Annotated in this window: 25 protein-coding genes and 2 tRNA genes; 14 read left to right on the plus strand and 13 right to left on the minus strand. The window is 66.3% G+C overall.

Annotated features, from left to right (window positions below):
• Window positions 1–17: 17 nt before the first annotated feature.
• The 8 genes from ACQR50_RS10050 (at window position 18) to ACQR50_RS10085 (ending at window position 6,941) form a co-directional block, all read left to right on the plus strand.
• Window positions 18–1,058 (plus strand): rod shape-determining protein, encoded by a 1,041-nt coding sequence (locus ACQR50_RS10050; protein WP_042482832.1) that lies wholly within the window; start codon window positions 18–20, stop codon window positions 1,056–1,058.
• A gap of 24 nt (window positions 1,059–1,082) precedes the next feature.
• Window positions 1,083–1,952 carry a rod shape-determining protein MreC gene (gene mreC, locus ACQR50_RS10055; RefSeq protein WP_428968204.1) on the plus strand — a complete coding sequence of 290 codons (870 nt, stop codon included), beginning with the start codon at window positions 1,083–1,085 and terminating at the stop codon, window positions 1,950–1,952.
• Window positions 1,949–2,473: a rod shape-determining protein MreD gene (locus tag ACQR50_RS10060; protein ID WP_184106538.1), complete on the plus strand. Its 525-nt coding sequence runs from the start codon at window positions 1,949–1,951 to the stop codon at window positions 2,471–2,473. The genes mreC and ACQR50_RS10060 overlap by 4 nt, the downstream gene beginning before the upstream one ends.
• Window positions 2,474–2,475: 2 nt before the next feature.
• A complete protein-coding gene (gene mrdA, locus ACQR50_RS10065) occupies window positions 2,476–4,542 on the plus strand; it encodes a penicillin-binding protein 2 (protein ID WP_428968205.1) in 2,067 nt (688 codons plus the stop codon).
• Complete coding sequence (rodA, locus tag ACQR50_RS10070) at window positions 4,539–5,651, plus strand: rod shape-determining protein RodA (RefSeq protein WP_056437668.1); 1,113 nt, start codon at window positions 4,539–4,541, stop codon at window positions 5,649–5,651. The genes mrdA and rodA overlap by 4 nt, the downstream gene beginning before the upstream one ends.
• Window positions 5,652–5,756: 105 nt before the next feature.
• Window positions 5,757–5,832: transfer RNA gene (locus ACQR50_RS10075), tRNA-Lys, on the plus strand.
• Window positions 5,833–5,910: 78 nt separating this feature from the next.
• Window positions 5,911–6,273 (plus strand): DUF6481 family protein, encoded by a 363-nt coding sequence (locus tag ACQR50_RS10080; protein ID WP_056438408.1) that lies wholly within the window; start codon window positions 5,911–5,913, stop codon window positions 6,271–6,273.
• Complete coding sequence (locus tag ACQR50_RS10085; protein ID WP_428968206.1) at window positions 6,270–6,941, plus strand: spermidine synthase; 672 nt, start codon at window positions 6,270–6,272, stop codon at window positions 6,939–6,941. Before ACQR50_RS10080 ends, ACQR50_RS10085 begins: the two co-directional genes overlap by 4 nt.
• A gap of 115 nt (window positions 6,942–7,056) precedes the next feature.
• Here the strand turns inward: ACQR50_RS10085 and ACQR50_RS10090 are convergent, their stop codons facing one another.
• The 6 genes from ACQR50_RS10090 to ACQR50_RS10115 all read right to left on the minus strand — a co-directional run bounded on the left by ACQR50_RS10090 (window position 7,057) and on the right by ACQR50_RS10115 (window position 12,486).
• A complete protein-coding gene (locus tag ACQR50_RS10090; protein WP_428968207.1) occupies window positions 7,057–7,233 on the minus strand; it encodes a DUF4169 family protein in 177 nt (58 codons plus the stop codon).
• Complete coding sequence (locus ACQR50_RS10095; protein ID WP_428970682.1) at window positions 7,233–8,612, minus strand: phospholipase D-like domain-containing protein; 1,380 nt, start codon at window positions 8,610–8,612, stop codon at window positions 7,233–7,235. Before ACQR50_RS10095 ends, ACQR50_RS10090 begins: the two co-directional genes overlap by 1 nt.
• Window positions 8,613–8,766: 154 nt before the next feature.
• Window positions 8,767–9,801 carry a sulfate/molybdate ABC transporter ATP-binding protein gene (locus ACQR50_RS10100; RefSeq protein WP_428968208.1) on the minus strand — a complete coding sequence of 345 codons (1,035 nt, stop codon included), beginning with the start codon at window positions 9,799–9,801 and terminating at the stop codon, window positions 8,767–8,769.
• Window positions 9,798–10,643: a sulfate ABC transporter permease subunit CysW gene (gene cysW / locus ACQR50_RS10105; protein ID WP_428968209.1), complete on the minus strand. Its 846-nt coding sequence runs from the start codon at window positions 10,641–10,643 to the stop codon at window positions 9,798–9,800. Before cysW ends, ACQR50_RS10100 begins: the two co-directional genes overlap by 4 nt.
• Window positions 10,640–11,416, minus strand: coding sequence for a sulfate ABC transporter permease subunit CysT (gene cysT, locus ACQR50_RS10110; protein WP_428968210.1), 777 nt, complete (start codon window positions 11,414–11,416; stop codon window positions 10,640–10,642). The genes cysW and cysT overlap by 4 nt, the downstream gene beginning before the upstream one ends.
• 59 nt (window positions 11,417–11,475) lie before the next feature.
• Window positions 11,476–12,486: a sulfate ABC transporter substrate-binding protein gene (locus tag ACQR50_RS10115; protein ID WP_428968211.1), complete on the minus strand. Its 1,011-nt coding sequence runs from the start codon at window positions 12,484–12,486 to the stop codon at window positions 11,476–11,478.
• Window positions 12,487–12,714: 228 nt separating this feature from the next.
• On the opposite strand from ACQR50_RS10115, the gene ACQR50_RS10120 reads away from it, so the two are divergent.
• The gene (locus ACQR50_RS10120; RefSeq protein WP_428968212.1) at window positions 12,715–14,154 is read left to right on the plus strand and encodes an NAD-dependent succinate-semialdehyde dehydrogenase; all 1,440 of its coding nucleotides are present in this window, start codon (window positions 12,715–12,717) and stop codon (window positions 14,152–14,154) included.
• A 13-nt stretch (window positions 14,155–14,167) separates the two neighbouring features.
• On the opposite strand, the gene ACQR50_RS10125 is transcribed toward ACQR50_RS10120, so the two are convergent.
• Entirely contained in the window at window positions 14,168–14,533 is a 366-nt protein-coding gene (locus tag ACQR50_RS10125; protein ID WP_428968213.1) for a winged helix-turn-helix transcriptional regulator, read from the minus strand.
• Window positions 14,534–14,625: 92 nt separating this feature from the next.
• Between ACQR50_RS10125 and ACQR50_RS10130 the strand changes: the two genes are divergently transcribed.
• The 3 genes from ACQR50_RS10130 (at window position 14,626) to ACQR50_RS10140 (ending at window position 16,033) form a co-directional block, all read left to right on the plus strand.
• A complete protein-coding gene (locus tag ACQR50_RS10130) occupies window positions 14,626–15,234 on the plus strand; it encodes an NAD(P)-dependent oxidoreductase (protein ID WP_428968214.1) in 609 nt (202 codons plus the stop codon).
• A 141-nt stretch (window positions 15,235–15,375) separates the two neighbouring features.
• Window positions 15,376–15,451 (plus strand) — tRNA-Lys (locus ACQR50_RS10135).
• 57 nt (window positions 15,452–15,508) lie between these two features.
• A complete protein-coding gene (locus ACQR50_RS10140) occupies window positions 15,509–16,033 on the plus strand; it encodes a hypothetical protein (RefSeq protein ID WP_428968215.1) in 525 nt (174 codons plus the stop codon).
• A gap of 43 nt (window positions 16,034–16,076) precedes the next feature.
• Here ACQR50_RS10140 and ACQR50_RS10145 read toward each other — a convergent pair whose 3' ends face one another.
• Together ACQR50_RS10145 and ACQR50_RS10150 are read right to left on the minus strand one after the other, a co-directional pair.
• Window positions 16,077–17,648: a S10 family peptidase gene (locus ACQR50_RS10145; protein ID WP_428970683.1), complete on the minus strand. Its 1,572-nt coding sequence runs from the start codon at window positions 17,646–17,648 to the stop codon at window positions 16,077–16,079.
• Window positions 17,649–18,078: 430 nt separating this feature from the next.
• Window positions 18,079–20,664 (minus strand): M1 family metallopeptidase, encoded by a 2,586-nt coding sequence (locus ACQR50_RS10150; RefSeq protein WP_428968216.1) that lies wholly within the window; start codon window positions 20,662–20,664, stop codon window positions 18,079–18,081.
• 135 nt (window positions 20,665–20,799) lie between these two features.
• Here ACQR50_RS10150 and ACQR50_RS10155 point away from each other — a divergent pair, with 135 nt between their 5' ends.
• Window positions 20,800–21,792, plus strand: a complete 993-nt coding sequence (locus tag ACQR50_RS10155; RefSeq protein WP_428968217.1) for an NAD(P)H-dependent flavin oxidoreductase — start codon at window positions 20,800–20,802, stop codon at window positions 21,790–21,792.
• Between the two features lie 108 nt (window positions 21,793–21,900).
• On the opposite strand, the gene ACQR50_RS10160 is transcribed toward ACQR50_RS10155, so the two are convergent.
• Together ACQR50_RS10160 and ACQR50_RS10165 are read right to left on the minus strand one after the other, a co-directional pair.
• A complete protein-coding gene (locus ACQR50_RS10160) occupies window positions 21,901–22,362 on the minus strand; it encodes a DUF1465 family protein (RefSeq protein ID WP_428968218.1) in 462 nt (153 codons plus the stop codon).
• Window positions 22,363–22,452: 90 nt separating this feature from the next.
• Window positions 22,453–22,650 carry a YdcH family protein gene (locus ACQR50_RS10165; RefSeq protein WP_056437698.1) on the minus strand — a complete coding sequence of 66 codons (198 nt, stop codon included), beginning with the start codon at window positions 22,648–22,650 and terminating at the stop codon, window positions 22,453–22,455.
• Between the two features lie 205 nt (window positions 22,651–22,855).
• Here ACQR50_RS10165 and ACQR50_RS10170 point away from each other — a divergent pair, with 205 nt between their 5' ends.
• Window positions 22,856–23,011 carry a YdcH family protein gene (locus ACQR50_RS10170; RefSeq protein WP_076716590.1) on the plus strand — a complete coding sequence of 52 codons (156 nt, stop codon included), beginning with the start codon at window positions 22,856–22,858 and terminating at the stop codon, window positions 23,009–23,011.
• Between the two features lie 91 nt (window positions 23,012–23,102).
• Here ACQR50_RS10170 and ACQR50_RS10175 read toward each other — a convergent pair whose 3' ends face one another.
• Together ACQR50_RS10175 and dksA are read right to left on the minus strand one after the other, a co-directional pair.
• Window positions 23,103–23,468 (minus strand): PilZ domain-containing protein, encoded by a 366-nt coding sequence (locus ACQR50_RS10175; protein ID WP_428968219.1) that lies wholly within the window; start codon window positions 23,466–23,468, stop codon window positions 23,103–23,105.
• Between the two features lie 236 nt (window positions 23,469–23,704).
• A complete protein-coding gene (dksA, locus tag ACQR50_RS10180) occupies window positions 23,705–24,166 on the minus strand; it encodes an RNA polymerase-binding protein DksA (protein WP_058744014.1) in 462 nt (153 codons plus the stop codon).
• Between the last annotated feature and the right edge of the window lie 102 nt (window positions 24,167–24,268).

Consider the following 24,268-nt stretch of genomic DNA (forward strand, 5'->3'; position numbering starts at 1 on the left):
ACGGAACGAAAGCCTCAATGCCTCTCCCCCGCTTCCTGAAATTCATGTCGCAAGACATGGCGATCGACCTCGGCACCGCGAACACCGTGGTCTATGTCCGCGGACGCGGCATTGTGCTGAACGAGCCGTCCGTCGTCGCGGTCGAGACGATCAACGGCATCAAGCGTGTGAAGGCGGTCGGTGACGACGCCAAGCTGATGATGGGCAAGACCCCGGGCAATATCGAGGCGATCCGCCCGCTTCGCGACGGCGTGATCGCGGACATCGACGTCGCCGAACAGATGATCAAGCACTTCATCCTGAAGGTGCACGGCCCCCGCAAGTTCGCGCGCTGGCCCGAGATCGTGATCTGCGTGCCGTCGGGTTCGACCAAGGTGGAACGCCGCGCGATCCGCGACGCCGCGTCGAACGCGGGTGCGAGCCAGGTCTTCCTGATCGAGGAGCCGATGGCCGCCGCGATCGGCGCCGACATGCCGGTGACCGAGCCGATCGGCTCGATGGTCGTTGATATCGGCGGCGGCACGACCGAAGTCGCCGTCCTGTCGCTGCGCGGCCTGGCCTATACGACCAGCGTGCGCGTCGGTGGCGACAAGATGGACGAGTCCATCGTATCCTATGTCCGCCGCAACCATAACCTGCTGATCGGCGAAGCCACCGCCGAGCGGATCAAGCAGGAGGTCGGCATCGCGCGTCCCCCGGCGGACGGCATCGGCGTGACGATCCAGATCAAGGGCCGCGACCTCGTCAACGGGGTACCCAAGGAAATCCAGATCAACCAGGGCCAGATCGCCGAGGCGCTGTCCGAGCCGGTGGCGACCATCGTCGAGGGCGTCCGTGTCGCCCTGGAGAACACCGCGCCCGAACTGGCCGCCGACATCGTCGACCAGGGCATCGTCCTGACCGGCGGCGGCGCGCTGCTCGAAGGGCTGGACGAGGTGCTGCGGGACGAGACCGGCCTGCCGGTGACGGTGGCGGAAGACCCGCTGACCTGCGTCGCCCTGGGCACCGGCCGCGCGCTGGAAGACCCGATGTATCGCGGCGTCCTGCTGAACGGCTAACCTCCAGCATAAGGGGACCGGCGCATGGCGCCCGCCCGCGACCGTCGCACCGGTTTCTCGCGACGGCGGCAATATGGAGCTTTCCTGGCCTATGTGCTCGCGGTGGCGGGTGCGGTGGTGGGTGCGGTGCTGCTTGTCGCATCGACCTTCAACCCGCCCGCCTTTGCCGCCCTGCGCATGACGCTGGGCAGCATGACCGCGCCCATCTCGGGCACGTTCGTCGCGATCGGGGACGCGGTGAGCAGCGTTCCCGACGCGATCGGCCATTATTTCTTCGTCCATTCCGAAAACGACCGGCTGCGCGCCGAACTAGAGCAGTCGCGCAAGGTCCTGCTGACGGCGCGGACCATCGCCCATGACAATCGCCGCCTACGGCGTCTGCTGGCGGTGCGCGACCGTACGCCCGACACCGTCGTGACGGCACGGCTGGTCAGTTCGACGGGGGCCAGCGGCCGCCGCTTCGCGCTGCTCAACGCAGGTCGCTGGCAGGGTGTGGAGCCCGGCATGGCGGTCCGCGGGCCGGAAGGACTGATCGGGCGCATAACCGAGTCGGGGCCTGCCGCCGCGCGCGTCCTGCTGCTGACCGATCCCGAAAGCATCGTGCCCGTGCGGCGTACCCGGGACGGCATGCCCGCCATCGCGGTCGGGCGTGGGGACGGCACGCTCGACGTCCGGTCGGTGGCGACCAATGTCCGGCTGGGCAAGGGCGACCTGTTCGTGACTTCGGGTACCGGCGGGCTCTATGCCCCGAACATTCCGGTCGCACGCGTCCGCACCGATGGCGGCGATGTCGCGGTGGCGCGTCCCTTCATCCATCCCGACACGCTGGATTTCGCGATCGTTCAGCGTGCCTTCATGCCGATGCCGCCATCAGCGCCGGCACCCCGGCCGTGACCCTCGACGCCTATAACCCCTTCGACCCCGGACTGCCCCCCGCCCGCGCCCGTGCGCTGCCGTGGCTGACCGTGATGGCCGGTTCGCTGACCGCCATCGTGCCGGTGGTGGCGATCGTGCCGTTGCAGCCGCCGATGGGCCTGCTGATGCTGCTCGCCTGGCGGCTGGTCGCGCGTTTTGCGCTGCGCCTGTGGGCGGCCGCGCCGCTTGGGCTGTTCGACGACCTGGTATCGGGGCAGCCGCTCGGCTCCGCCGTTCTGCTCTGGTCGCTGACGTCGCTGGCGATCGACCTGTTCGAGCATCGGCTGGTGTTCCGCGACTTCTGGCAGGACTGGCTGATCGCCAGCGGCGCCATCGCCTTCTGCCTGATCGCGGGGCGCTTCCTGGCGGTGCCGGTCGGCGCGCAGGTCGATGCGCCGCTGCTCATCCAGATCGCCATCACCATCCTGCTGTTCCCGATGGCGACGCGCCTGGTCGCGTGGATCGATCGCAAACGCGGCCGGAATGAGGTAGGGGCCTGAGCATGGATCGCCCCGGCCGGATCATGACCGAGGCCGCGCAGGCCTATAGCTTTTCGCGCCGCGCCTTCGTGCTGGGCACGGCGCAGGCGGGCGTCGGCCTGATGCTCGCCGGACGGATGGCGTGGCTGTCGATCGCGCAGAACGAGAAGTACAATCTTCTCTCCGAGAGCAACCGCGTCAACACGACGATGATCCCGCCGCGACGCGGCTGGCTGATCGATCGGCATGGCATGCCCATCGCCAATAACCGGACCGACTTCCGCGTCGACATCATTCCCGACCGGCTGGAGGACAAGGACCGGGTGCTGGAACTGCTCCGCCGGATCCTGAAGCTGGACGACGAGGCGATGAACCGCATCCGCCTCGACCTGGAACATGCTGCGGGTTTCCAGCCGGTTCAGGTCGCCGAGCGGCTGGACTGGGAACGCTTCGCGGCGGTCAGCGTCCGCCTGCCCGAGCTGCCCGGCGTGCAGCCGACGCGCGGCTTTGCCCGGTTCTATCCGGCTGGCCCCGCCGTCGCGCATCTGACCGGCTATGTCGGCACGCCGACGGCCGAACAGTTCAAGGCGACGCATGACCAGTTGCTCGTCACCCCCGGCTTCAAGCTGGGCAAGGACGGGCTGGAAAAGATGCTGGAGCCGTATCTGCGCGGCAAGCCCGGCGCCAAGCGGGTCGAGGTCACCGCACGCGGCAAGGTTGTGGCCGAGCTCGCCACCCGCCCCGACACGCCCGGCCGCAATATCCGCCTGACCATCGATGCGGGGCTTCAGGAATATGCCGCCCGTCGCCTGGGCACCAATTCGGGGTCGGCGGTGGTGCTCGACTGCCGCACCGGCGAGACGCTGGCGATGGTGTCGATGCCCGCCTACGACCCCAACAGCTTTTCGGACGGGATCAGCCATCTCGAATGGTCGATGCTGTCGGAAAACGATCACGTGCCCTTGATGAACAAGGTCACGCAGGGGCTGTATCCGCCCGGCTCGACCGTCAAGCCGATGAACGGCCTGGCGCTGCTGGAGGCGGGCGTCGGGGCGAATGACCGGGTGCTCTGCACCGGCGCGATGCGGGTCGGCACCGGCGTGTTCCACTGCCACAAGCGGGGCGGGCACGGCGCGCTGAACCTGAAGGGTGCGATCGAGCAGAGCTGCGACATCTATTTCTACGAGATGATCCGGCGCATGGGTTATGATCGGATCGCACCGATCGCGCGGATGGTCGGGCTGGGCCAGAAATTCGACCTGCCGCTCAGCACGCAACGTTACGGCACCGTGCCCGATGCGGCCTGGAAGCTCAAGAAATATAAGACGAAATGGACCGTCGCCGACGGCCTGAACGCCTCGATCGGTCAGGGCTATGTGCTGGCCAATCCGCTGCAACTGGCGGTGATGGCGGCGCGGCTCGCGTCCGGGCGGCATCTCCAGCCCAGCATGCTCGCGCATCAGGTTCATCTCGACGCACCTGCCCTGCCCGTCGCCTCCGAGCATCTGGCGGTGGTGCGCGACGCCATGTTCGGCGTGGTCAACCAGGGCGGCACCGGCGGTGCGGCGCGGATGCTGGTGCCCGGGGTCAGCCTGGCGGCCAAGACCGGCACCGCGCAGGTCCGCCGCATCACCATGGCCGAGCGGCGCATGGGCGTGCTGAAGAACGGACAGCTGCCCTTCAAGCTGCGCGATCACGCGCTGCTCGTCTGTTTCGCGCCCGCCGACAATCCACGCTACGCCGCCGCCGTCGTGCTGGAGCATAACGGCCATACCGTGCGCAATCTGGACGCGCCGCTGATCGGGCGCGACATCATGACCTATCTCTTCGACCGCGACCGGGCATTGGCCTCGCTGGCGGAAGGCGAACCGACCTGGGGCGGCGACATCGCCACCCGGATGCGCGCCGAGGAGGCCGCCTACCGCGCGGCACATGCGCCCCAGCCCGCTGCCGCCGCGACCAAGACCGATGCGGGTGCCGCGACCGATGCCCCCGCCGTCGAGGCCGCGACCAATGTTTCCGACGCGCAGGCCGAGGCGATGGCGACGCGCGAAACCGATCCCGAAGACGCAGGCGACCCCAATCCATGAGCGGCCCCCGCATCATCCCCGAACCGATCGCGCAGCTGCCCTGGCGGGTCATCCTGCTGGTCACCGCCATCGGCTGTTTCGGGCTGGTCGTCCTCTATTCGGCAGCGGGCGGCTCGCTGACCCCCTGGGCCAAGCCGCAGGGCGTCCGCTTCTTCGTCCTGCTGGCCGGATCGCTGGTGCTGTCGCGCCTGCCGCTCGACCTGTGGCGGCGGATCGCCATGCCGGGCTACCTGGTGCTGGTGGTCGCCCTGGTGCTGGTCGAACTGCTCGGTGCGGTGCGCGGGGGCAGCCAGCGATGGCTGGACGTCGGCTTCATCCGCCTCCAGCCGTCCGAGTTGATGAAGCTGTTCATCGTGCTGGGCGCCGCACGCTTCTATGAACTGATGCCGCCGGCCGAGACACGGCGTTTCTCCGGCATATGGCCCGTCGCGGCGATGATCGCGGTGCCCGCCGCGCTCGTCATGAAGCAGCCCGACCTCGGCACCGCACTGATGATCTGTGCGGGCGGCGCCACGGTCATGTTCCTGGCGGGCGTGCCGCTTCGCCTGTTCATCGGCGGGGCGATGGCGCTGGCGGTCGCGGCGCCGCTGGCGGTGAATTTCGTGCTGCACGATTATCAGCGCAACCGCGTGCTGATCTTCATGAACCCGGAAAGCGATCCGCTGGGCACCGGCTATCATATCAGCCAGTCCAAGATCGCGATCGGATCGGGCGGCATCTGGGGCAAGGGGTTCCTGAACGGCACCCAGAGCCATCTGGACTATCTGCCCGAGGGGCATACCGACTTCGTCTTCGCCACCATGGCGGAGGAATGGGGGCTGGTCGGCGGCTGTTTGCTGATCCTGGCCTTCATCCTCGTCATCCGCTGGGGCCTGAACGTCGCGCAAGCGGCACAGACGCGCTTCGCCCGGCTGACGGCGGCGGGGCTGTCCACCACCATCTTCATCTATGTCATGGTCAATCTGATGATGGTCATGGGCCTGGCACCCGTGGTCGGCATCCCCCTGCCCCTGGTCAGCTATGGCGGGTCGTCGCAGATGACGGTGCTGTTGTGTCTGGGCATCCTGATGGCGATCGACCGCGAAAATCGTCGCCCCGCACGCTGGTAAGGCAAAAAATCGGCAAAAAGCATTTGCAAAGCGGCGGAGGCCTGCTAAAGGCGCGCCTCCCGATCACGAGGCGGGCCGCCGGACGGCCTGACGAGCGTGACGAACGGACGCATAGCTCAGTTGGTAGAGCAGCTGACTCTTAATCAGCGGGTCCTTGGTTCGAGCCCAAGTGCGTCCACCAGTTTCTCCAACGGCCCTGCAGCGATGCGGGGCCGTTGTGCATTGGGCTCCCATGGCCCTCCAGCGGGATGAAGGATTGATGGCAGGATATAAGGTTCCCGGTTTCGCCGATCGCGCATCGGCTTCGCGCGACGCAAAGGCCGCCGCGCTGGAAAAGCTGCGCAACAAGGCGGCGCCCGACCCCGAGGTCGTCGCAGCCCGCGCCGCCGCCCGCGCGGCCAAGGAAGCCGCCGAGGCCGAACGCCGCGCCGCGCACAAGGCCGCGATCGAGCAGGAAAAGGCCGCCCGTGAGGAAGCCCGCGCCAAGGCGAAGGCCGAGGCCGAAGCCGCCGCAGAGGCCGCTGCCGCCGCCGCTCGCCCGCCGGTGGTCCCGACCGCCGCCGAGCTGAAGGCCGCACGCGACGCACGCTACGCCGCACGCAAGGCGCGCCAGGGCAAATGACCCCGCGCGAGCTGCTGGGCATCGCCGAGGTGCCGGGTGGCGAGCCCCTGCGGCTGTTCCGCCGGGGCAAGGACTTCATGATCGTGCTCGATCGCAACGAGCTGATGAGCACGCGCATGAGCGGCTCGGAAGTGGCGCTGGGCACGATGACCTGCGATCGGCTGGGCGGGCGCAGCGCGCCGCATCTGCTGATCGGCGGCTATGGCATGGGCTTTACCTTGCGCGCCGTACTGGCCCGGCTGGGCCGCGATGCGCGGGTGACGGTGGCCGAGCTGGTCCCCGGCATCATCGAATGGGCACGCGGGCCGATGGTCGAGCTGACCGCCGGGTGCCTGGACGATCCGCGCGTGACGCTGGCGATGGGCGATGTCGGCAATGCGATCTATGTGGGGCGCGGCACCTATGACGCGATCATGCTCGACGTCGACAACGGCCCCGACGGGCTGACCCGCCCGGCCAATGACGGGCTCTATTCGAACCGGGGACTGGACGAGGCGCGTATGGCGCTGCGTCCCGGCGGCGTGCTGGCCATCTGGTCGGCCGCGCCCGATCCGGTCTTTACCCGGCGGCTGTCGCGTGCGGGTTTCCTGGTCGACGAGGTCAAGGTCCGCGCCCGCGAGAATGGCAAGGGCGCGACCCATACCATCTGGTTCGCGACGCCGCGCTGAGAACGCAACGCCGCCCTCACCCTTCCCACCCGCTTAGGTGGGCGGGCCCCTTCCCTCTCCCGATGGGAGAGGGAGGGAGGCGCGAAGCGCCGGAAGGGTGAGGGTGTTCGGCAGATCAATCCTCCCGCTTGGCACCGTCCAGCTCTTTGCGAACCCGCTCCTGCTCCAACGCGTCCCGCCGCTTCTCGGCCTTGGTCCGTCCGAACCGCGCGCGGTTCTCCGCCGCCTGCTGTTCGGCGGCCTTGCGGGCCAAGCCCTTGCGTGCCTCACGGAAGTTGACGACCTCCCCCATCAGTGCCGCCGCAGCCGCCGGAACAGTCCCTTGCGCTGGCTGAACGCCTCGAACATCTCGTCCGGGCCCTCGGGGTCGAGCACTTCATTGTCGGCCAGCCATTCCTCGACGCTCGACAGGTCCGGCACCTCATAGGGGCGCAGGCTCCGCCCTGCCTTCCCGCGCAGCGTCTCAACCGCCGCGATCAGGGAGCCGGTGCGGGCAACGGCATCGCCAACCAGCCTGGGCGCGATGCCCAGATGCTCGCCCAGCAGATCGTCCCGGATCGCCGCGATCCGCCGCCCGGCGGGGCTGTCCGCCTCGACCGCGATCGCCAGGTCGCACTCGGTATCCAGCCGCATGGATCGATTGTTCAGGTTGGACGAGCCCAGCCGGAAGACCTGGTCGTCGCAGATCAGGATTTTGGCATGGCAATAGATCGCCTCGCCGCCGGCGGTGAAGGGATGATACAGCCGCAGCCGCCTATGCCGGTCGCGCCGCCGCAACGCCTCGACCAGCCGGGCGCGGGCGGTGTCCATCGCGATGGGCTCCAGCCAGCCTTGCGCGGTCAGCGGGTTGATGATGACGAATTCCGGGCCATTCTCTTCGTCCAATCGCCGGGCGATCGCCTCGGCCACCCGGCGCGAGGCGAAATACTGGCTCTCGATATACACGTAGCGCTCGGCCCGTGCGATCTGGGCGAGGAACAGCGCCTCGTTCTCATGGACCGGGGTTTGATCGTCCATCTCCGGCATGGTGCGGGCGATGGCGACCGGCTGGTTGGTGAAGTCGGGCTCCAATCCTTCCGGCCAGCAGCTTGCGCCCGGCACGGCAGGCCCCATCGGCTTGCCGCCCGCCGCATGCCAGCGTTCCCGGAACAGCTCGCCCAGCGCGTGCGTCACCGGGCCCTCCACCGCGCTGATCGCGTCGTGCCAGGGCTTGTAGGGCTGGCCGCCGGGCCGCTTGCGACCGGGATCGTCATCGCGGTGCTCGCGCGTGTCCCAGCGCTCGCTGGTCATGTCGATGCCGCCGCAAAAGGCGAGCTGGTCATCGATGATGACGATCTTCTGGTGATGCGAGGCGGCGATCGGGTGATGGCCGTCCAGCTTGGTGTGGATGCGCTTGTGCGCCATCCACTTCAGGACGGTGAAGAAGGTCTTCCCCCGGAACAGCGACTTGATCGCGCCGGTGTCCCAGCGGAGCAGGAAAATCTCCAGCTCGGGCTGGCGCTGGACGAGCGAGTAGATGAAGTCGCCGACCGTCTCGCCGGGTGCCTCGTCATGATCCAGGACAATGCGCGCGTCGAAGTCCCAGCCGATCAGCAGGATCTGCCGCCGCGCATTCAGCATCGCGCGGCGGGCCATCCGGAAATATTCCTCCGCATCGACGATGACTGCCATGCGATCGGCCTGCTCGATCCGCCAGCATTCCTGTCCGACCTTCAACGACGATCTCCCCTGTTGACGTCCGCGTCATGCCCCGACGACCCGGCACTGGCAAATGCCGAAACGGCCAATTCCCGCAAAAGGTCAGGGGATCGAACGCGAAAAGGGATCAGAAAATGCGGTAGCGGACCGGGCGGATCGACAGCGATTGTCCGGCAGGTGCTTCCTCCGCGACGGGCAAGTCGAAGGTCAAGGGCTCGGCGATACCAGTAAGCTCGGCCGTGATCCGGCGGGACCGCCCAATGGGGCGGCTCGCCAATATGGTGACGGGGAGCGCGTCGGCGGCGCCCGGCTCGGCCAGTTCGACATCGTGCGGGCGGATATGGATTTCGCCCCCGCCCTGCCCGCGCGCTTCGTCGGGGACGGTCGCCAGCCCGTCGCCGATAACGGCCGCGCCATCCCGCCGCGTGACGGGCAACCGGTTGGTCTCGCCGATGAACGACGACACGAAGGCGGTGGCAGGCGCACCCTGCACCTCGGCGGGCGTGCCGATCTGCTCGATCACGCCGCCACGCATCACGACGATGCGGTCGGCGATTTCCAGCGCCTCTTCCTGGTCGTGCGTCACGAAGATGGAGGTCAGCCCCGTCTCGTCATGGATGCGCCGCAGCCAGCCGCGCAAGTCCTTGCGCACCTGCGCGTCGAGCGCGCCGAACGGCTCGTCGAGCAGCAACAGGCGCGGCTCGATGGCAAGCGCGCGGGCCAGCGCCACGCGCTGACGCTGGCCGCCCGACAGCTGCGCGGGGTAACGATCGCCCAGTTGCGGCAATTGGATCAATTCCAGCAGCTCTGCGACCTTCTTGGCGATCGCGGCCTTGGCGGGCCTGTCGCGCCGCTTGCGTACCGTCAGGCCGAAGGCAATGTTGTCGGCGACGGTCATGTGGCGGAACAGCGCGTAATTCTGGAACACGAAGCCGATGCGACGCTCGGCGGCGGGGGTGCCGGTCATGTCCTGTCCGTCGAACAGGACATGACCCTCATCCGCAAAGTCCAGCCCGGCGATGGTCCGCAACAGCGTGGTCTTGCCCGACCCCGAGGGGCCAAGCAGCGCCAGGAACTCGCCGGGCCTGGTCTCCAGGGTGACACGATCCAGCGCGGTGAACCCGCCGAAGCGGCGGGAGATATTGTCGACGACGATGCTCAATGCGCGGCTCCCGCCCGGTGGATGCCGAAACGCCATTCCAGCACGGTCTTCACTCCCAAGGTCACCAGCGCGAGCGAGGCGAGCAGAGACGCCACCGCGAACGCGCCGACAAAGTCATATTCATTGTACAGGATTTCGACGTGCAGCGGCATGGTGTTGGTCAACCCCCGGATATGCCCCGACACGACCGACACCGCGCCGAACTCACCCATCGCGCGGGCGTTGCAGAGCAGCACCCCGTAAAGCAGGCCCCAGCGGATATTGGGGAGCGTGACATGCCAGAAAATCTGCCACCCATTCGCACCCAGCGAGCGCGCCGCTTCCTCGTCGTCGCGGCCTTGCTCGGCCATCAGCGGGATTAGTTCGCGCGCCACGAAGGGGAAGGTCACGAACACCGTCGCCAGCACGATGCCGGGCACCGCGAAGATGATCCGCACCCCATGCTCGGTCAGCCACGGCCCCAGCCATCCTTGCGCCCCGAACAGCAGGACGAAGATCAGGCCGGACACCACCGGCGACACCGAAAAAGGCAGGTCTATCAATGATATGATAAGACTTTTCCCACGGAAGTCGAACTTGGCGATGGCCCAGGACGCCGCCACCCCGAACACCGCGTTGATCGGCACCGAGATGGCAGCAACCAGCAGGGTCAGGCGGATCGCCGCGAGCGCATCCGGGTCGACCAGCGCGTCGAGGAAAACCCTCCATCCCTTCGCAAGAGCCCCCGCGAAGACCATGACCAGAGGCAGGAACAGGAACAACGCCAGAAACAGAAAACCGACACCGATCAGCGCGCGCCGCGCCCAGGGGCTTTCGATGGTCGTAGGGTTGGAATTGCTCATCGCGTCCCCCGCTTGGCGCGCCACGCCTGGAGCAGATTGACGAACAACAGCATCGCGAAGGACAGGACCAGCATCACGCAGGCGATCGCCGTCGCACCATTATAGTCGAACTGCTCCAACTGGGTGATGATCAGCAGCGGCGCAATCTCCGATTTGAAGGGCATGTTGCCCGCGATGAAGATGATCGATCCATATTCCCCCACCCCCCGCGCAAAGGCGAGTGCGAAGCCGGTCAGCAAAGCCGGGGCAATGGCGGGCAGGATCACCCTGCCAAAGGTCTGCATGCGAGAGGCGCCGAGCGTCGCGGCGGCCTCCTCCACGTCGCGACCCAGATCGGCGAGAACCGGTTGAACCGAGCGAACAATGAACGGCAAACCAATGAAAACAAGGGCAATCGTTACACCCAGAGGCGTATAGGCGACCTTGATCCCAAGCGGCGTGAGCAGCGACCCGACCCAACCATTTTCCGAATAGAGCGACACGAGCGCGATGCCCGCCACCGCCGTCGGTAGCGCGAAGGGCAGGTCCACCGCCGCGTCGATCAGCTTCTTGCCCGGAAACTCATAGCGGACGAGGATCCAGGCGATCAGCAGCCCGAACACCGCATTGATCGCCGCAGCCGCCAGTGCCGCGCCGAAGCTCAACTGATAGGCGGCCAGCGCGCGCGGCGACAGCCCGACTTCGACAAAGCCCTCCCAGCCCATGCCCGCCGCCCGGATGACGAGCGCCGACAACGGGACCAGCACCACCAGCCCCAGCCAGAAGATGGTCATGCCCATGGTTAGGCCGAAGCCCGGTAGCGCCGAACGGCGCTTCCTCCGCAACACCGTGATCAGCGCCGCTTGGCCTGGCCGCCATAAATGGCGTCGAACACCCCGCCATCCGCGAAGAACCGCTTCTGCGCCGCCGCCCAGCCGCCAAAATCCTGGATCGTCACCATTTCCAACTTGGGGAAGGTGGCGGCGTGCTTGGCCAGCACCGCCTGATCACGCGGGCGGTAGAAGTTGCGCGCGGCGATCTCCTGGCCTTCCGGCGTATAGAGGAACTTCAGATATTCGGTCGCGACCTGTTCGGTACCATGCGCCTTGGCATTGGCATCGACCACCGCGACCGGCGGTTCGGCCAGGATCGAGATGGACGGCGCCACGATGTCGAACTTGCCCGCGCCCAGTTCCTTCTCGGACAACAGCGCCTCATTCTCCCATGCGATCAGCACATCGCCCAGCCCCCGCTCGACAAAGGTCGTCGTCGCCCCGCGCGCGCCGGAGTCCAGCACGGGCACATGGGCATAGAGGTCGGCGACATATTTCTGCGCCGCCGCGTCCGAACCGCCCGCCTTCTTGCCATAGGCCCAGGCCGCCAGGAAATTCCACCGCGCGCCGCCGCTCGTCTTCGGGCTCGGCGTGATGACCTGCACGCCCGGCTTCACCAGATCGGCCCAGTCGCGAATGCCCTTCGGGTTGCCTTTGCGGACCAGGAACACGATCGTCGAGGTATAGGGTGCGCTATTGTCGGGCAGGCGGGTCTGCCAGTTGGCGGGCAGCAGCTTGGCCCGCTCGGCGATCGCGTCGATGTCATAGGCCAGCGCCAGCGTCACCACATCGGCGGACAGCCCGTCGATCACCGAGCGCGACTGCTTGCCCGACCCGCCATGGCTCATCCGGAACGACACGGTCTTGCCGGTCCTGGCCTGATAATCCTTGGCGAAGGCGGCGTTGACGTCCTTGTACAGCTCGCGCGTCGGATCGTAGCTGACGTTCAGCAGTTCGACCGAGCCCTTGCCGTTGCCCCCGCCCGAACAGCCGGACAGACCGACCGTACCGATCATCAATGCGGCCATCATGGCCGGAAATGGTGCTCGCATCTGGATCCGTCCCTTTCGTTTCGGCGCGTAACCTATCTCGATCCCCCTGATAGGAAATGCCGTAAAGCTTGGGACGCACAAAGCCCTGCTTTTGCTCCCTCGATCCTGACAGAAGCCCATTTCGGCTCTGCCCGGCCTTGTATCGACGGGGCACAAGGCCGATCTCCGGCGCGCATTCGACCCCCTAGCCTTTTCGAAAGGACCCACATGACCGCCCAGCAACTTGATGTAAAAACCGGCCTTTATATCGGCGGCGAGTGGCTGGGGCCGGAGGGGCGCGATACCCAGGCGGTGCTGAACCCGGCGACCGGCCAGTCGCTGGGCGAGCTGCCGCTGGCGACCGCCGCCGACATGGACCGTGCGCTGGAGGCCGCCGCGCGCGGGTTCGAGCAGTGGCGTAAAGTCGCGCCGCAGGAGCGCGCCGCCGTCCTTCACCGCACCGCCGCCCTGGTCCGCGAGCGCGCCGAGGAACTGGCGCGACTCGCGACGCTAGAGGAAGGCAAGCCGATCGTCGAGGCGCGCGGCGAAGTCGCCGCCACCGCCGCCCTGCTCGATTTCCATGCAGGGGAAGCGGTGCGTATCTATGGGCGCGTCCTGCCGCGTCCCACCGGCACGCGCTCGCTGGTACTGCACCAGCCGGTCGGCCCGGTCGCGGCCTTCTGCGCCTGGAACTTCCCCGTGATGAACCCGGTGCGCAAGATTTCGCCCGCCATTGCGGCGGGTTGCTCGGTCATCCTGAAGCCCAGCGAGGAAACCCCCGCCAGTGCCATCGCGATCATGCGCTGCTTCCAGGATGCGGGCCTGCCGGGCGATGTCGCGCAGCTGGTCTTCGGCGTACCCGATGCGGTGTCGCGCCACCTGCTCGCCTCCCCGGTCACCCGCAAGCTCAGCTTCACCGGGTCGGTCCCGGTCGGCAAGCACCTGCTGAAGCTTGCCGCCGATACGGTGATGAAGTCGACCATGGAGCTGGGCGGCCATGGCCCGGTGCTGGTCTTCGACGATTGCGATCTGGACAAGACGCTCGACCTGCTGGTCACCCACAAATTCCGCAATGCGGGCCAGGTCTGCGTCGCCCCCACCCGCTTCCATGTGCAGGAGGGGATTTACGAGCGCTTTGCCAAGGGCTTTGCCGAACGCGCCGCCGCCCTGAAGATCGGGGACGGCCTGTCGAATGACACGCAGATGGGGCCGATGGCCAATCCCCGCCGTCCGCAAGCGATCGGCGCGATGATCGAGGACGCCGTGCGGAACGGCGCGCGCAAGCTGACCGGCGGCGAAGCCAAAGGCGGGGACGGCTTTTTCTTCTCGCCCACCGTGCTGGCCGATGTCTCGCTCGATGCGCAGGCGATGAACGAGGAGCCGTTCGGCCCGATCGCGCTGATCCGCCCCTTCGCCACCACCGAGGATGCGATCGCCGAAGCCAACCGCCTGCCTTTCGGTCTGGGCGCCTATTGCTTCACCGAGAATGGCCGCCGCCAGAACCAGCTCGCCGACGAGATCGAGGCGGGCATGGTCGCGATCAATACCGTCCGCCTCAGCTGGGGCGATGCGCCCTTTGGCGGGGTCAAGGAAAGCGGCTATGGTTCGGAAGACGGCCCCGAAGGCATTGCCAACCATATGATCACCAAGGCGGTTCATATCGCCTGATGAAAGAGCGGGGTCAGGCCCGCGCGCGATAGGCCGCGCGGGCCGCCTCTACCTCAGGCTGATGCGTGTCCGCCCAGCCGATCAGCGCCCGCATCGGCACCAGGAACGACCGGCCCAGATCGGTCAGGCTGTATTCCACCCTTGGCGGCACCTCCGCATAGACCGTCCGCTCGACGAACCCGTCCTCCTCGAGCCGTCGCAGCGTGCGCGACAGCATCTGTTTCGATACATCGCCGATTCGCCGCAACAAGACGTTGAACCGCAGCGTCTCCGGCTCCAGCGCGGCGAGGACCAGCAGGCTCCATTGATCGCCGATCCGGTCGAGCACGTCGCGGATCGGGCAGCCGCCCTCCCCGCTCAACGCCGTGGTCACATCCATGTGACCTGGTCCCTGCAAAATGACGTCTTGTGGTGCGGCGGCGCTCTGCATAGCTCCACGGTCTACAAAGTGGACCTTGGAAAGGAAAGACCATGAAGATCGCCCTGATCGGAGCCTCGGGTAACGCAGGCTCGCGCATCCTGAGGGAATTGTCGGATCGTGGCCATGCCGTGACCGCCATCGCGCGCAATACCGACCGGATCGCCACCCTGCCCGGCGTCGCCCCGGTTTCAGGAGATGTGAACGCACCGGATTCGCTGGCCGATACGCTGCGCGGGCATGACGCGGTCGTCAGTTCGGTCCACTTCGCCCCCACTGACGCGGCCGGACTGATCGGCACCGTCCGCGCGTCGCGCGTGAAGCGCTACCTCGTCGTCGGCGGCGCGGGCAGTTTGGAGATCGCGCCCGGCCAGCGCCTGATCGACCAGCCGGGTTTCTCGGACGCGTACAAGGCAGAGGCGAGCGCGGGCGCCGAATTCCTCGACCTGCTGCGCGGCGTCGAGGATCTGGAATGGACCTTCCTCTCCCCCTCCGCGATGTTCGTCCCCGGTGAGCGGACCGGCCAATTCCGGCTCGGCGCCGACACGCTTCTGTCGAACGAGCAGGGCAGCAGCATCTCGTTCGAGGACTATGCCATCGCGCTGGTCGACGAAATCGAGCAGCCCCGCCACATCCGCCAGCGTTTTACGGTCGGTTATTGAGGGACTTGCGCCACCCAGGCCGGACATGCCGCCGCGACTGCCAAAAAAATGTCAAAAACCCCCTTGGCAGGTCGGACATGCCCGGCTAATAGCGCCCCACCAGACGGGGACACGCTCCCCGCCATGCCGCAGACCGGCATCGGACGCATAGCTCAGTTGGTAGAGCAGCTGACTCTTAATCAGCGGGTCCTTGGTTCGAGCCCAAGTGCGTCCACCATTTTCTAGTCATTAGCAAGATATATCGGCTCCAATTGGAGTCCGATGTGCGATTTGCTTGCCGGATGATGACAGGCTCACCGTGTCGCGTCATTTTGATGGCATGAACGTCTCACCGTCGAAAACGACCGTCGCGGCGATATGCTTCGTTGCGCTGATCGTCATAGCTGGCGTCGCGGGGTGGCGCACGATGGAGCGGCGACATGTGTCGATCATGTTGAACATCGCGACCCTGCCAGTCTCGGTTAGTGATATTGCATGCTCCAGCTTCGGCTTCTCCGACGTGCTGGAACGATGCACCTTCCGCGCGGCCAGTTCCGACATCAGCGCGCTTTTGCGCGGATATCGCTTCCATACGACCCGCTCCTGCTTCTCCGCAGGACCGGATGTCGGCGGGCCATGCCTGGAAACCGCAGGACCCGAAACGAGCCATAGTTATTGTTGCGGTCCCGCGATCGGCCCGGACTTTCCGATTTCCCATATCTACGTTGCCGAGCCAAAGGAGTTTGACCAAGGCGGCATGGTAAAGGTCCTGACCGATAAAAGCCGGACGCGCGTGATGGTCGACCTCTATATCGAGTGACGTATCCGACGCAGCCAGAACCGGTCGCCATGGCGGGCAAAGCTCACCGCGATTGCCGCGCCCCCTGCCCTGACGGCGGCACCGGCGGGGTGGACGATTTCGCATCGCTAACCGCCTCGTCATACCAGCGCGACAGGTCGGCCTTCATGCTCCGTAGCGCATCGGGGTTGAGGTAGGTCATGTGACCGGCCGGATAATAGGTGAAGCGCAGATTGGCCTGCTGCGCGGGCTCCAGCATCATATGGCCCAGATCATTCTCGGTGCCGAAGAACGGGGTCGCCATGTCGTAATAGCCGTTCATCGACAGCACCTTCAGATACGGGTTCGCCCGCATCGCGGCGCCCAGGTCGATCGCGGTGTTGGGGTTGTTCTGCGACCCGTCGGGCGACTTGTGCTTCCAGTTCCAGGTCCAGCCTGCTGCGTCGCGCGCCGACAGGCGATAGGGCAGATCGGTCTTGTAGCCGAGCGTCGACTGCAGATAATCCTGGAAGGATGCGATATAAGCTCCTGAAATCGCGTCCGAAGAGGCGTCCGTCTCCGGCCGCTCGCCCGCCGCGTCGGTGTCGATGCCAAGGTAACGCGAGTCGAACCGGCCGACCGTGCGCGCCGACCCGCGCAGCAATTCCTTCTGGAAACGCGGCAGGTCGATCCGCAGGTTCGCGCGCTTGATATAGTCGGGCGAGATGCCGATCAGGCGGCTCATCTGTTCGGCGATCTGGTCGCGCTCCTGCGGCGAGATGCTCTGTCCCTTGGCCAGCGCCGACATATACGGCCCGACCGCAAAGGCACGCGCCTGCGCCACCACGGTCGCGACATCGGCAGGGCGATCGGCCAGGCGATTGTGATACCAGGCGGTCGCGGCATAGCTGGGCAGGTAATTGAGATAGACCTGATCCAGCCCCGGCTGGCGATAGCCGTAATTCATGATCGAGCTGAGCAGCACGACGCCGTTCAGCGCCATGCCCTTTTCCTGCAACTGATAGGCCAGCGCGCCCGAGCGCAGCGTGCCATAGCTTTCGCCGAGCAGGAATTTCGGGCTCATCCAGCGGCCATATTTGGTGACGTAACGCTGGATCGCGCCCGCAAAGACGTCGACATCCTCGTCGACGCCGTAGAATTGCGCGGGCTTCATATCGCCCAGCGGCCGCGAATAGCCGGTGCCGATCGCGTCGAGGAACACCAGGTCGGTCTTGTCGAGCAGCGAGTCCGGGTTGGGTCCGACATCATAAGGTGCCGGCCGCACGAACTCCGGGCTGGTGGTGCGGATGCGGATCGGCGCGAACGAGCCCATGCGCAGCCAGAAGGACGGCGATCCCGGCCCGCCATTGTAGAGGAACGTCACAGGCCGCTTGGTGCCGGGCTTGGTACCGTCGAGCGTATAGGCGGTGTAGAACATCGAGGCGGTCGGCTTGCCCTCGATGTCCCGCACGGTCAGCGTGCCCGCCGAGGCGACATAGGGATAAGCGCGGCCATTGATCGTCACGCTGTCGCGGTGGCGGACCTCGGTTTCCTCCAGCGGCGCGCGCGCCCAGGCGGCCTCCGCCTCGGCCTTGGCGGCTTCGTGATGTGGAGCCTTCTTTTCCCCCTCTTCCTGTGCGGCGAGCGGCGCGGTCATGGCGGTGGCGGCGAGGAGGAGGGTTAGGCTGTTGCGGATCACGAAGGGCTCACGAGATAGGTGACGGAGCCGTCATCGTTTCGTGTTTCGATATGGGAAGCAAGAGGTTGGGAGGATCTGGGGCGATTATCATACGCGCCGTCCAGCCTGAGCGACTTCGGAGGCTACGCCTTTAGCCCGAATTCACGCTGGTCCCCGGCGAAGGTCGAGGTTCCAGTTTCCACTTGGGCGCGATGGCGCGATGAATTGCGTGGCAGGCAAATGGGCACGGATCGCCTTGGCCTCCCACTCGCCGTTTTCATTCCCCCTCCGCCTCGAAGAAACTGGGCCCCGGCCTTCGCCGGGGAACAGAGGGGTTTGGGTTCTTCGTTGGTCTTCGACTTAGCTCAGGCTGGGCTGGCGGGGACACTGCCCCCGCCAGCCTCTTACATCAGCGCGCCAGCCAGGTCTGGACGGCGGGCTTCAGGCGATCCGCGACCGCCTTGCGCACAGCGATCTGCGAGATCGACCGCTTGGCCCCGCCGCGCGAGCCCTTGGGCAGGTTGGCGTTGGCCCAGGCCTCGATCTTGCCGGGCATGGCGGGATCGTTCGAACCCGCGCCGAGCCCGACGATGAAGGTCGCGCGGTTGCTCTCCTCCAGGAAGCTGTCGACCAGCGGCTTGTTCTGCACCGCCCAGTCGAACGCCATGTCGGGATGCGCCCCCGCGATCGAGCGGAGCAGCGCGGCACGCTGCGGCGGGGTGAAGGTGTTGTCCTTCAGCACGCTCAGCGCACGGCGTGCCGCGGAATCGTCCTCGGCATAGCCCAGCAGCGAGACATAACGGTTCTTGACCACCGGATTGCGCTCGGCTTTGGCCAGTTCGTACAGCCGGTCCCATTCGTCCGCCGTCGCGCGGGTGGCATAGGTCGCCAGGATCGGCTGGCGGATGGCGCCCGGAATGGCGTTGGGGTTCTTGGCGAGCGCGGTGACATAGCCCCGTGCGCGCGCCGCGACCATCGCATCGCCGCTGGTGCCCAGCTGCCCGATCAGCGTCTCGCGCAGGTTGGAGACGAGCGCACCATCCTCAGGCTTGGGCTCGAACCCGATCCGCGCCAGCACCGGCGACAGGATCGCCGCCGTGCGCGCACGCAGCGGCGTTTCGAGCGGCGTGCCCTCGTACAGGCCGTTCAGCCGCGCCAGTTCTCCGGCGACCGCCTGCCATTCCAGCGGATCGGCCTCAGGCTTCACCTGCGCCATCAGGTCGAACCAGCGGCTCAGATCCTGATAACCGCCCGCCGCCAGCGCATAATCGTCGCCCAGGGTCCCCAGACGATCGTTCAACGCCAGCTTCGCATAATCGCGCACGATCGCGGCATGACCCGCATCGTCATACATGACGCGCGTATAGGAGCCCTTGCCCTGGTTCAGCACCAGCGTGCCGCAACCGCCGACCGTCACCGGGGCGGGTGCCGCGCCGGTGACGATGGCCGTCGTCTCGGCCCCGCCGATGGTCGCCACGCGGATCGGCACATGCCAAGTCTGCGCCGCCTTCGACGCCTCATCCAGTCCGAACCGGCCCTGGGTCAGCGTCGCGACGGTCTTGCCGCCCTCGCAGCGTGTGCCCTGCAGCGTGATCAGCGGCACGCCGCCCTGCAACGTGAAGTCATGCGCGATGGTCGCGACATTGGTGCCCGATGCCTTGGACAGCTCCTCCCAGAGCTGGTCGGTCACCGTATTCTGATACTTATACTTCGCCATATAGGCGCGGATGCCCTTGCGGAACGTATCGGCGCCCAGCGTCGATTCGAGCATCCCGATCACCGCCTGTCCCTTGAGATAGGTGATGCCGTCGAAGGACTCGCCGATCTGGTCGACCGTTTCGACCTTGCGGATGATCGGGTGGGTGGCGCTGGTCGCGTCGATGCCCATCGCCGACTCGCGCTCGCCCGACACGGCGGCCGCCGCCGCTTCCCAAGCCGGGTTCAGGTCGTTGCTGGCCTTGCCCTCCATCCACGAGGCGAACCCCTCGTTCAGCCACAGATCGTCCCACCAGCGCATGGTGACGAGGTCACCGAACCACTGATGTGCCATTTCATGCGCGACGACGGTATGGATACGCTGGCGGTTGCTTTCGCTCATCACCTGCGGGTTGAAGAGCAACTCATTCTCGAAATAGAAGATCGCGCCCCAATTCTCCATCGCGCCGAAGAACTGGCTGGAGCCCGGCCCCGCAATCATGTCCATCTTAGGCAGCGGATAGGGCGTGCCGAAATAATCATTGTAATAGCTCAACAGCTTGGTCGCCGCGCCCAGCGAATAGTCGCCCTGGTCGACCACGCCCTTGCGGCTGACCACGCCGATCTGGACGCCGTTCGCGTCCACCGTCTTGCGGTCCAGATTGCCCGAGCCGAAGAACAGCAGATAGCTGGACATCACCGGCGTCTCGCCGAAGCGATAGAGCTGGCTGCCGTCGGCTTGCGTCGTCACGGCCTCGGCGGGCATGTTGCTGATCGCGCGCTGCCCCTTGGGCGCGGTGGCGGTAAGCCGGAACTTCGCCTTGAAGGCGGGCTCATCCCACATCGGCGCGAAACGGCGCGCGTCGGGCGCCTCGAACTGGGTCGCCAGCATCCGGTCGGCCGAGCCATCGGCATTGCTATAGTCGATCGCGAACAGGCCATTGGCCGAACGGTTGATCGTCCCCGTCCACGCAAAGCCGACCTTGTGCCGCCCGACGCTCGCCGCCTGCGGCAGGGTGAGGGTCAGCGTCTGGGCGGCCTTGTCAGCCACGAAAGGCATCGGCTTGCCGTCGAAAGTCGCGCGCGTCACGGTCAGCTCGGCGGCGTTCAGCACGATGGTGGCGGTGGCCTGTTTCACATCGACATCGACGGTTTCCTCGCCGCTGAAGGTCAGCGCTTTCGCATCGGGACGGACGGTGATGTCGTACAGGACCGGCGCGACGGTCTGGGGCAGCTGGCCCGCCGCCAGCGCCGGGGTGGAAACGGTCAGGGCCAACAGGACCGATAGGGCGGACTTCATCGCAATCAGGGCCTTTCAATGGGAATGCGCAAATCTCTACGCCCTGTCCGCCCCAAAGCAAATGACGGTCATGTAATAATGTTGCACAGGCCTTGCCCGGCTGGACAGCCCTTACGCTTACGTTATCGTAAAGCCATGAACCTGCCCCCTGCCCTGAGTCGCCTGACCCTGCCCGTGATCGGGTCGCCGCTGTTCATCATCTCCAACCCGGACCTGGTCATCGCCCAGTGCAAGGCGGGGATCGTCGGCTCGTTCCCGGCACTGAATGCACGGCCCGCCAGCCTGCTCGACGAATGGCTGCACCGGATCACCGAGGAACTGGCGGCGCATGACCGGGCAAATCCCGATCGGCCCGCCGCGCCCTTCGCGGTCAACCAGATCGTGCACCGGTCCAACGATCGGCTGGAGGCCGACCTGACGGTCTGCGCCAAGTGGAAGGTGCCGATCGTCATCACCTCGCTGGGCGCCCGGGAGGAGGTAAATGCGGGCGTTCATAGCTGGGGCGGGATCACGCTCCATGACGTGATCGACGACCGCTTCGCACGCAAGGCGGTGGAGAAGGGCGCGGACGGGCTGATCGCCGTGGCGACGGGGGCTGGCGGCCATGCGGGGCGGCTGTCGCCCTTTGCGCTGGTGCAGGAAATTCGTAACTGGTTCGATGGCCCGCTGGCGCTCGCTGGATCGATCGCGACCGGCGACGCGATCCTGGCGGCGCAGGCCATGGGAGCGGACTTCGCCTATATCGGCTCGCCCTTCATCGCCACGGCCGAGGCCAATGCGGCGGAGGCCTATAAGCAGGCGGTGGTCGAAGGGCGCGCGAGCGACATCGTCTATTCCAGCCTGTTTACCGGCGTGCACGGCAATTACCTGCGCGCCTCGATCGTCGCGGCAGGCCTGGACCCGGACAATCTGCCCGAAGGCGATGTGTCGACGATGAACTTCGGCGGCGGCCAGGCGGCCAAGGCCTGGCGCGACATCTGGGGCGCGGGACAAGGCATCGGCGCGGTCGACCGTATCGTACCGGCGTCCGAGCGGGTCGCAGAGCTTCACCGTCAATATGAGGCGGCACGGCAGAGATTGTCGCTTAACCCCTATTCCTCCCCTGCAAGGGCAGGCGTCGGGGCATAGCCCCGACGGAGGGGCATCACTCGTGGCGAAGGCGGAGTGTCCTGCCAGCGGTGACACCCCTCCAGCATGCCGCACACTCTTCCCCCTGTGGGGAGGAAGTATCCGCGGCTAAAACGCCTTACCCAGCCGGGCGTGCAAGGCTTGTACGGGACTGGCGGCCGGGGCGTCTTCCCCGGCCATGGCATCGAGACGCTCGACCCGGCGATGCAGGTCCAGGCTTGCCTGGGTCAGCCGCCGTGCCGGTTCGGGCAAGGCGGCAAGCTGCGGTTCGTCGGTATCCGGCGAGGCTCCCAGGCGCCGAACCGGTTGCCGCGCCTCGGCCCAGTCCATTTCCCCCGCCTCGACCGCGCGCTGGGTCAGCACCCATGCGATGACGTGCATCAGCCGCGTCGTCACCTTCAGCGACTCGCAGGAAAAGGCGACCCGCACCACCGGATCCAGCCCATCGCGCTCGTCACGGCCGATCCCGTCGAAATAGCCGCGCGCCGCCTCGGCCAGGGCCATGGCCTCGACATACAGGCCGTCGATCAGCTTGGCATGGAGGGGGGATTGGGACGCGGTGGAAGCCATGGCCTCTGGCTCGCACGACATTCGCACCCTGGACAAGCCAGCCCTCCGCGCGGGCTGTCCCGATACGAAGCGGTCCGGCCGCCGGAATCGTCAGGCGATGATGTCGGGGATCAGCCGGTCTTCCAGCTCGGCCAGTTCATCGCGCAGCCGCAATTTGCGCTTCTTCAGCCGCGCGATCTGCAACTGGTCGGGGGTCGTGGATTGCAGCAGCGCCGCGATCGCGTCGTCCAGGTCGCGATGCTCGGTTCGCAACATGTCGATCCGCGCGCGTGCCAGCGTGACGTCCATCCTGCTCCCCCTTTGCGACCAGCACGGAAGGAAGCCCGACACCGGTCCCGCTCCTCTAGCAAGCCCGAAGGCGCGCGGCGAGAGGCCGCAACACGTCATCGCGCCAAATACCTCATCCGGTCGATTCTGACGAAAATGGATGAGGACAGACGATGATTTTGGTGTTTTACTCAGTCCCCCAAGCAATGACAGGAGGTTGAAGCCCATGCATACGGCGCATCAAACGGCCCTGGAGACCAAGCACGCCACGCTCGACCGGCGAATCAGCGCCGAATCACAGCGTCCCGTGCCAGACGCGCTGATCCTGGCGGATCTCAAGAAGCAGAAGCTAAGACTGAAAGAAGAGATCCAAGGCCTATAGCCTGGACGCGGCCGCGCGGGTCAACCGACCCGCCGCGGCCCATGTCGGGGGCATGCACCGCCCGACACCCAACCCCGATATTCTTGCCCGATCAGTGATGAAACGGCTTGGTCTTCAAGCCCGTCGCGGGCTTGGCATATTCCGGCGTCGATGCGCCGCCGCCGACCGGCTTGCGGACGAGCGTCGGATCGATCTGGTGGTCGAAGGCGACACCCACCCGCCCCTGGGTGCACCAGGCAATCCGCCCCGACACTAGACCGACACCCCGCAGGTCGAGCGATACGGCCGTGCCGATTTCGACCGAAATGGGCAGTTCCGCCATCAGGCCACCCTCGGAAATATTGCGGACGCGCACGTCGCGGGGCGCGGCTTCGTCGCCCAGCGTCATCTGCGCCATCAGCAACAGGCTGTCGCGCCGTCCGGCCCGGTCGCTGCGTTCCAGTTCGTCTTCCGCCATTTCAGACCCATTTGCGGGAACGCGATTCGTCATGTCCATGATGTTCGCCCCCGCTTAACCGTTACCACTCGCGCGACCATGCGATACGCGTCGTCACGTTGCCAACCCCTTAATGAAAGCGGTTCCAGACATCTGTCGACGAACGGGACACGTCTTTTGCGTTCGCACCCGCATTGCGCATGCCGAAGCCCGTACCGGCGCCCCGCCTACATCGACCGGAGCACCGAGCCGATTCGTCAATCGTCGCGCGAGACTTTCTCGTTCCGCTCGTGACGCTCCTGCGCCTCGACCGTCATCGTCGCGATCGGCCGCGCCTCCAGCCGACCCAGGCTGATCGGTTCGCCGGTGACTTCGCAATAGCCATATTCGCCCTCCTCGATCCGACGCAGCGCGGCGTCGATCTTGGAGATCAGCTTGCGCTGGCGGTCACGGGTGCGAAGCTCGATCGACCAGTCGGTTTCGCTCGACGCGCGATCGGTCAGATCGGGTTCGCGCAGCGAGTCGATCTGAAGCTGGGACAGCGTACCCTGCGCCTCGCGCTGGATCGCTTCCTTCCAGGCGATCAGCTTGCGGCGGAAATAGGCCTGCTGCTTCAGGTTCATGAAAGGCTCGTCCGCCGAGGGACGATAATTCTCGTCGATATCGTTGGCCGCATCCGGGCCGGTGGATTCCGTCACGCGATTAAACACCGTCGCCATACCACTCTCCCAAAGGGCCCGTCGGTGCGACGTTCGGCACCGTGTCCTCGGGGCCGCCCCCTGATGGTCGAGAGGGCCTATAATCGGTGCCACCGTCTGCCG

Origin of the sequence: Sphingomonas sp. Xoc002, assembly GCF_050408055.1 — a bacterium.
GTDB classification, from domain to species: domain Bacteria; phylum Pseudomonadota; class Alphaproteobacteria; order Sphingomonadales; family Sphingomonadaceae; genus Sphingomonas; species Sphingomonas yabuuchiae.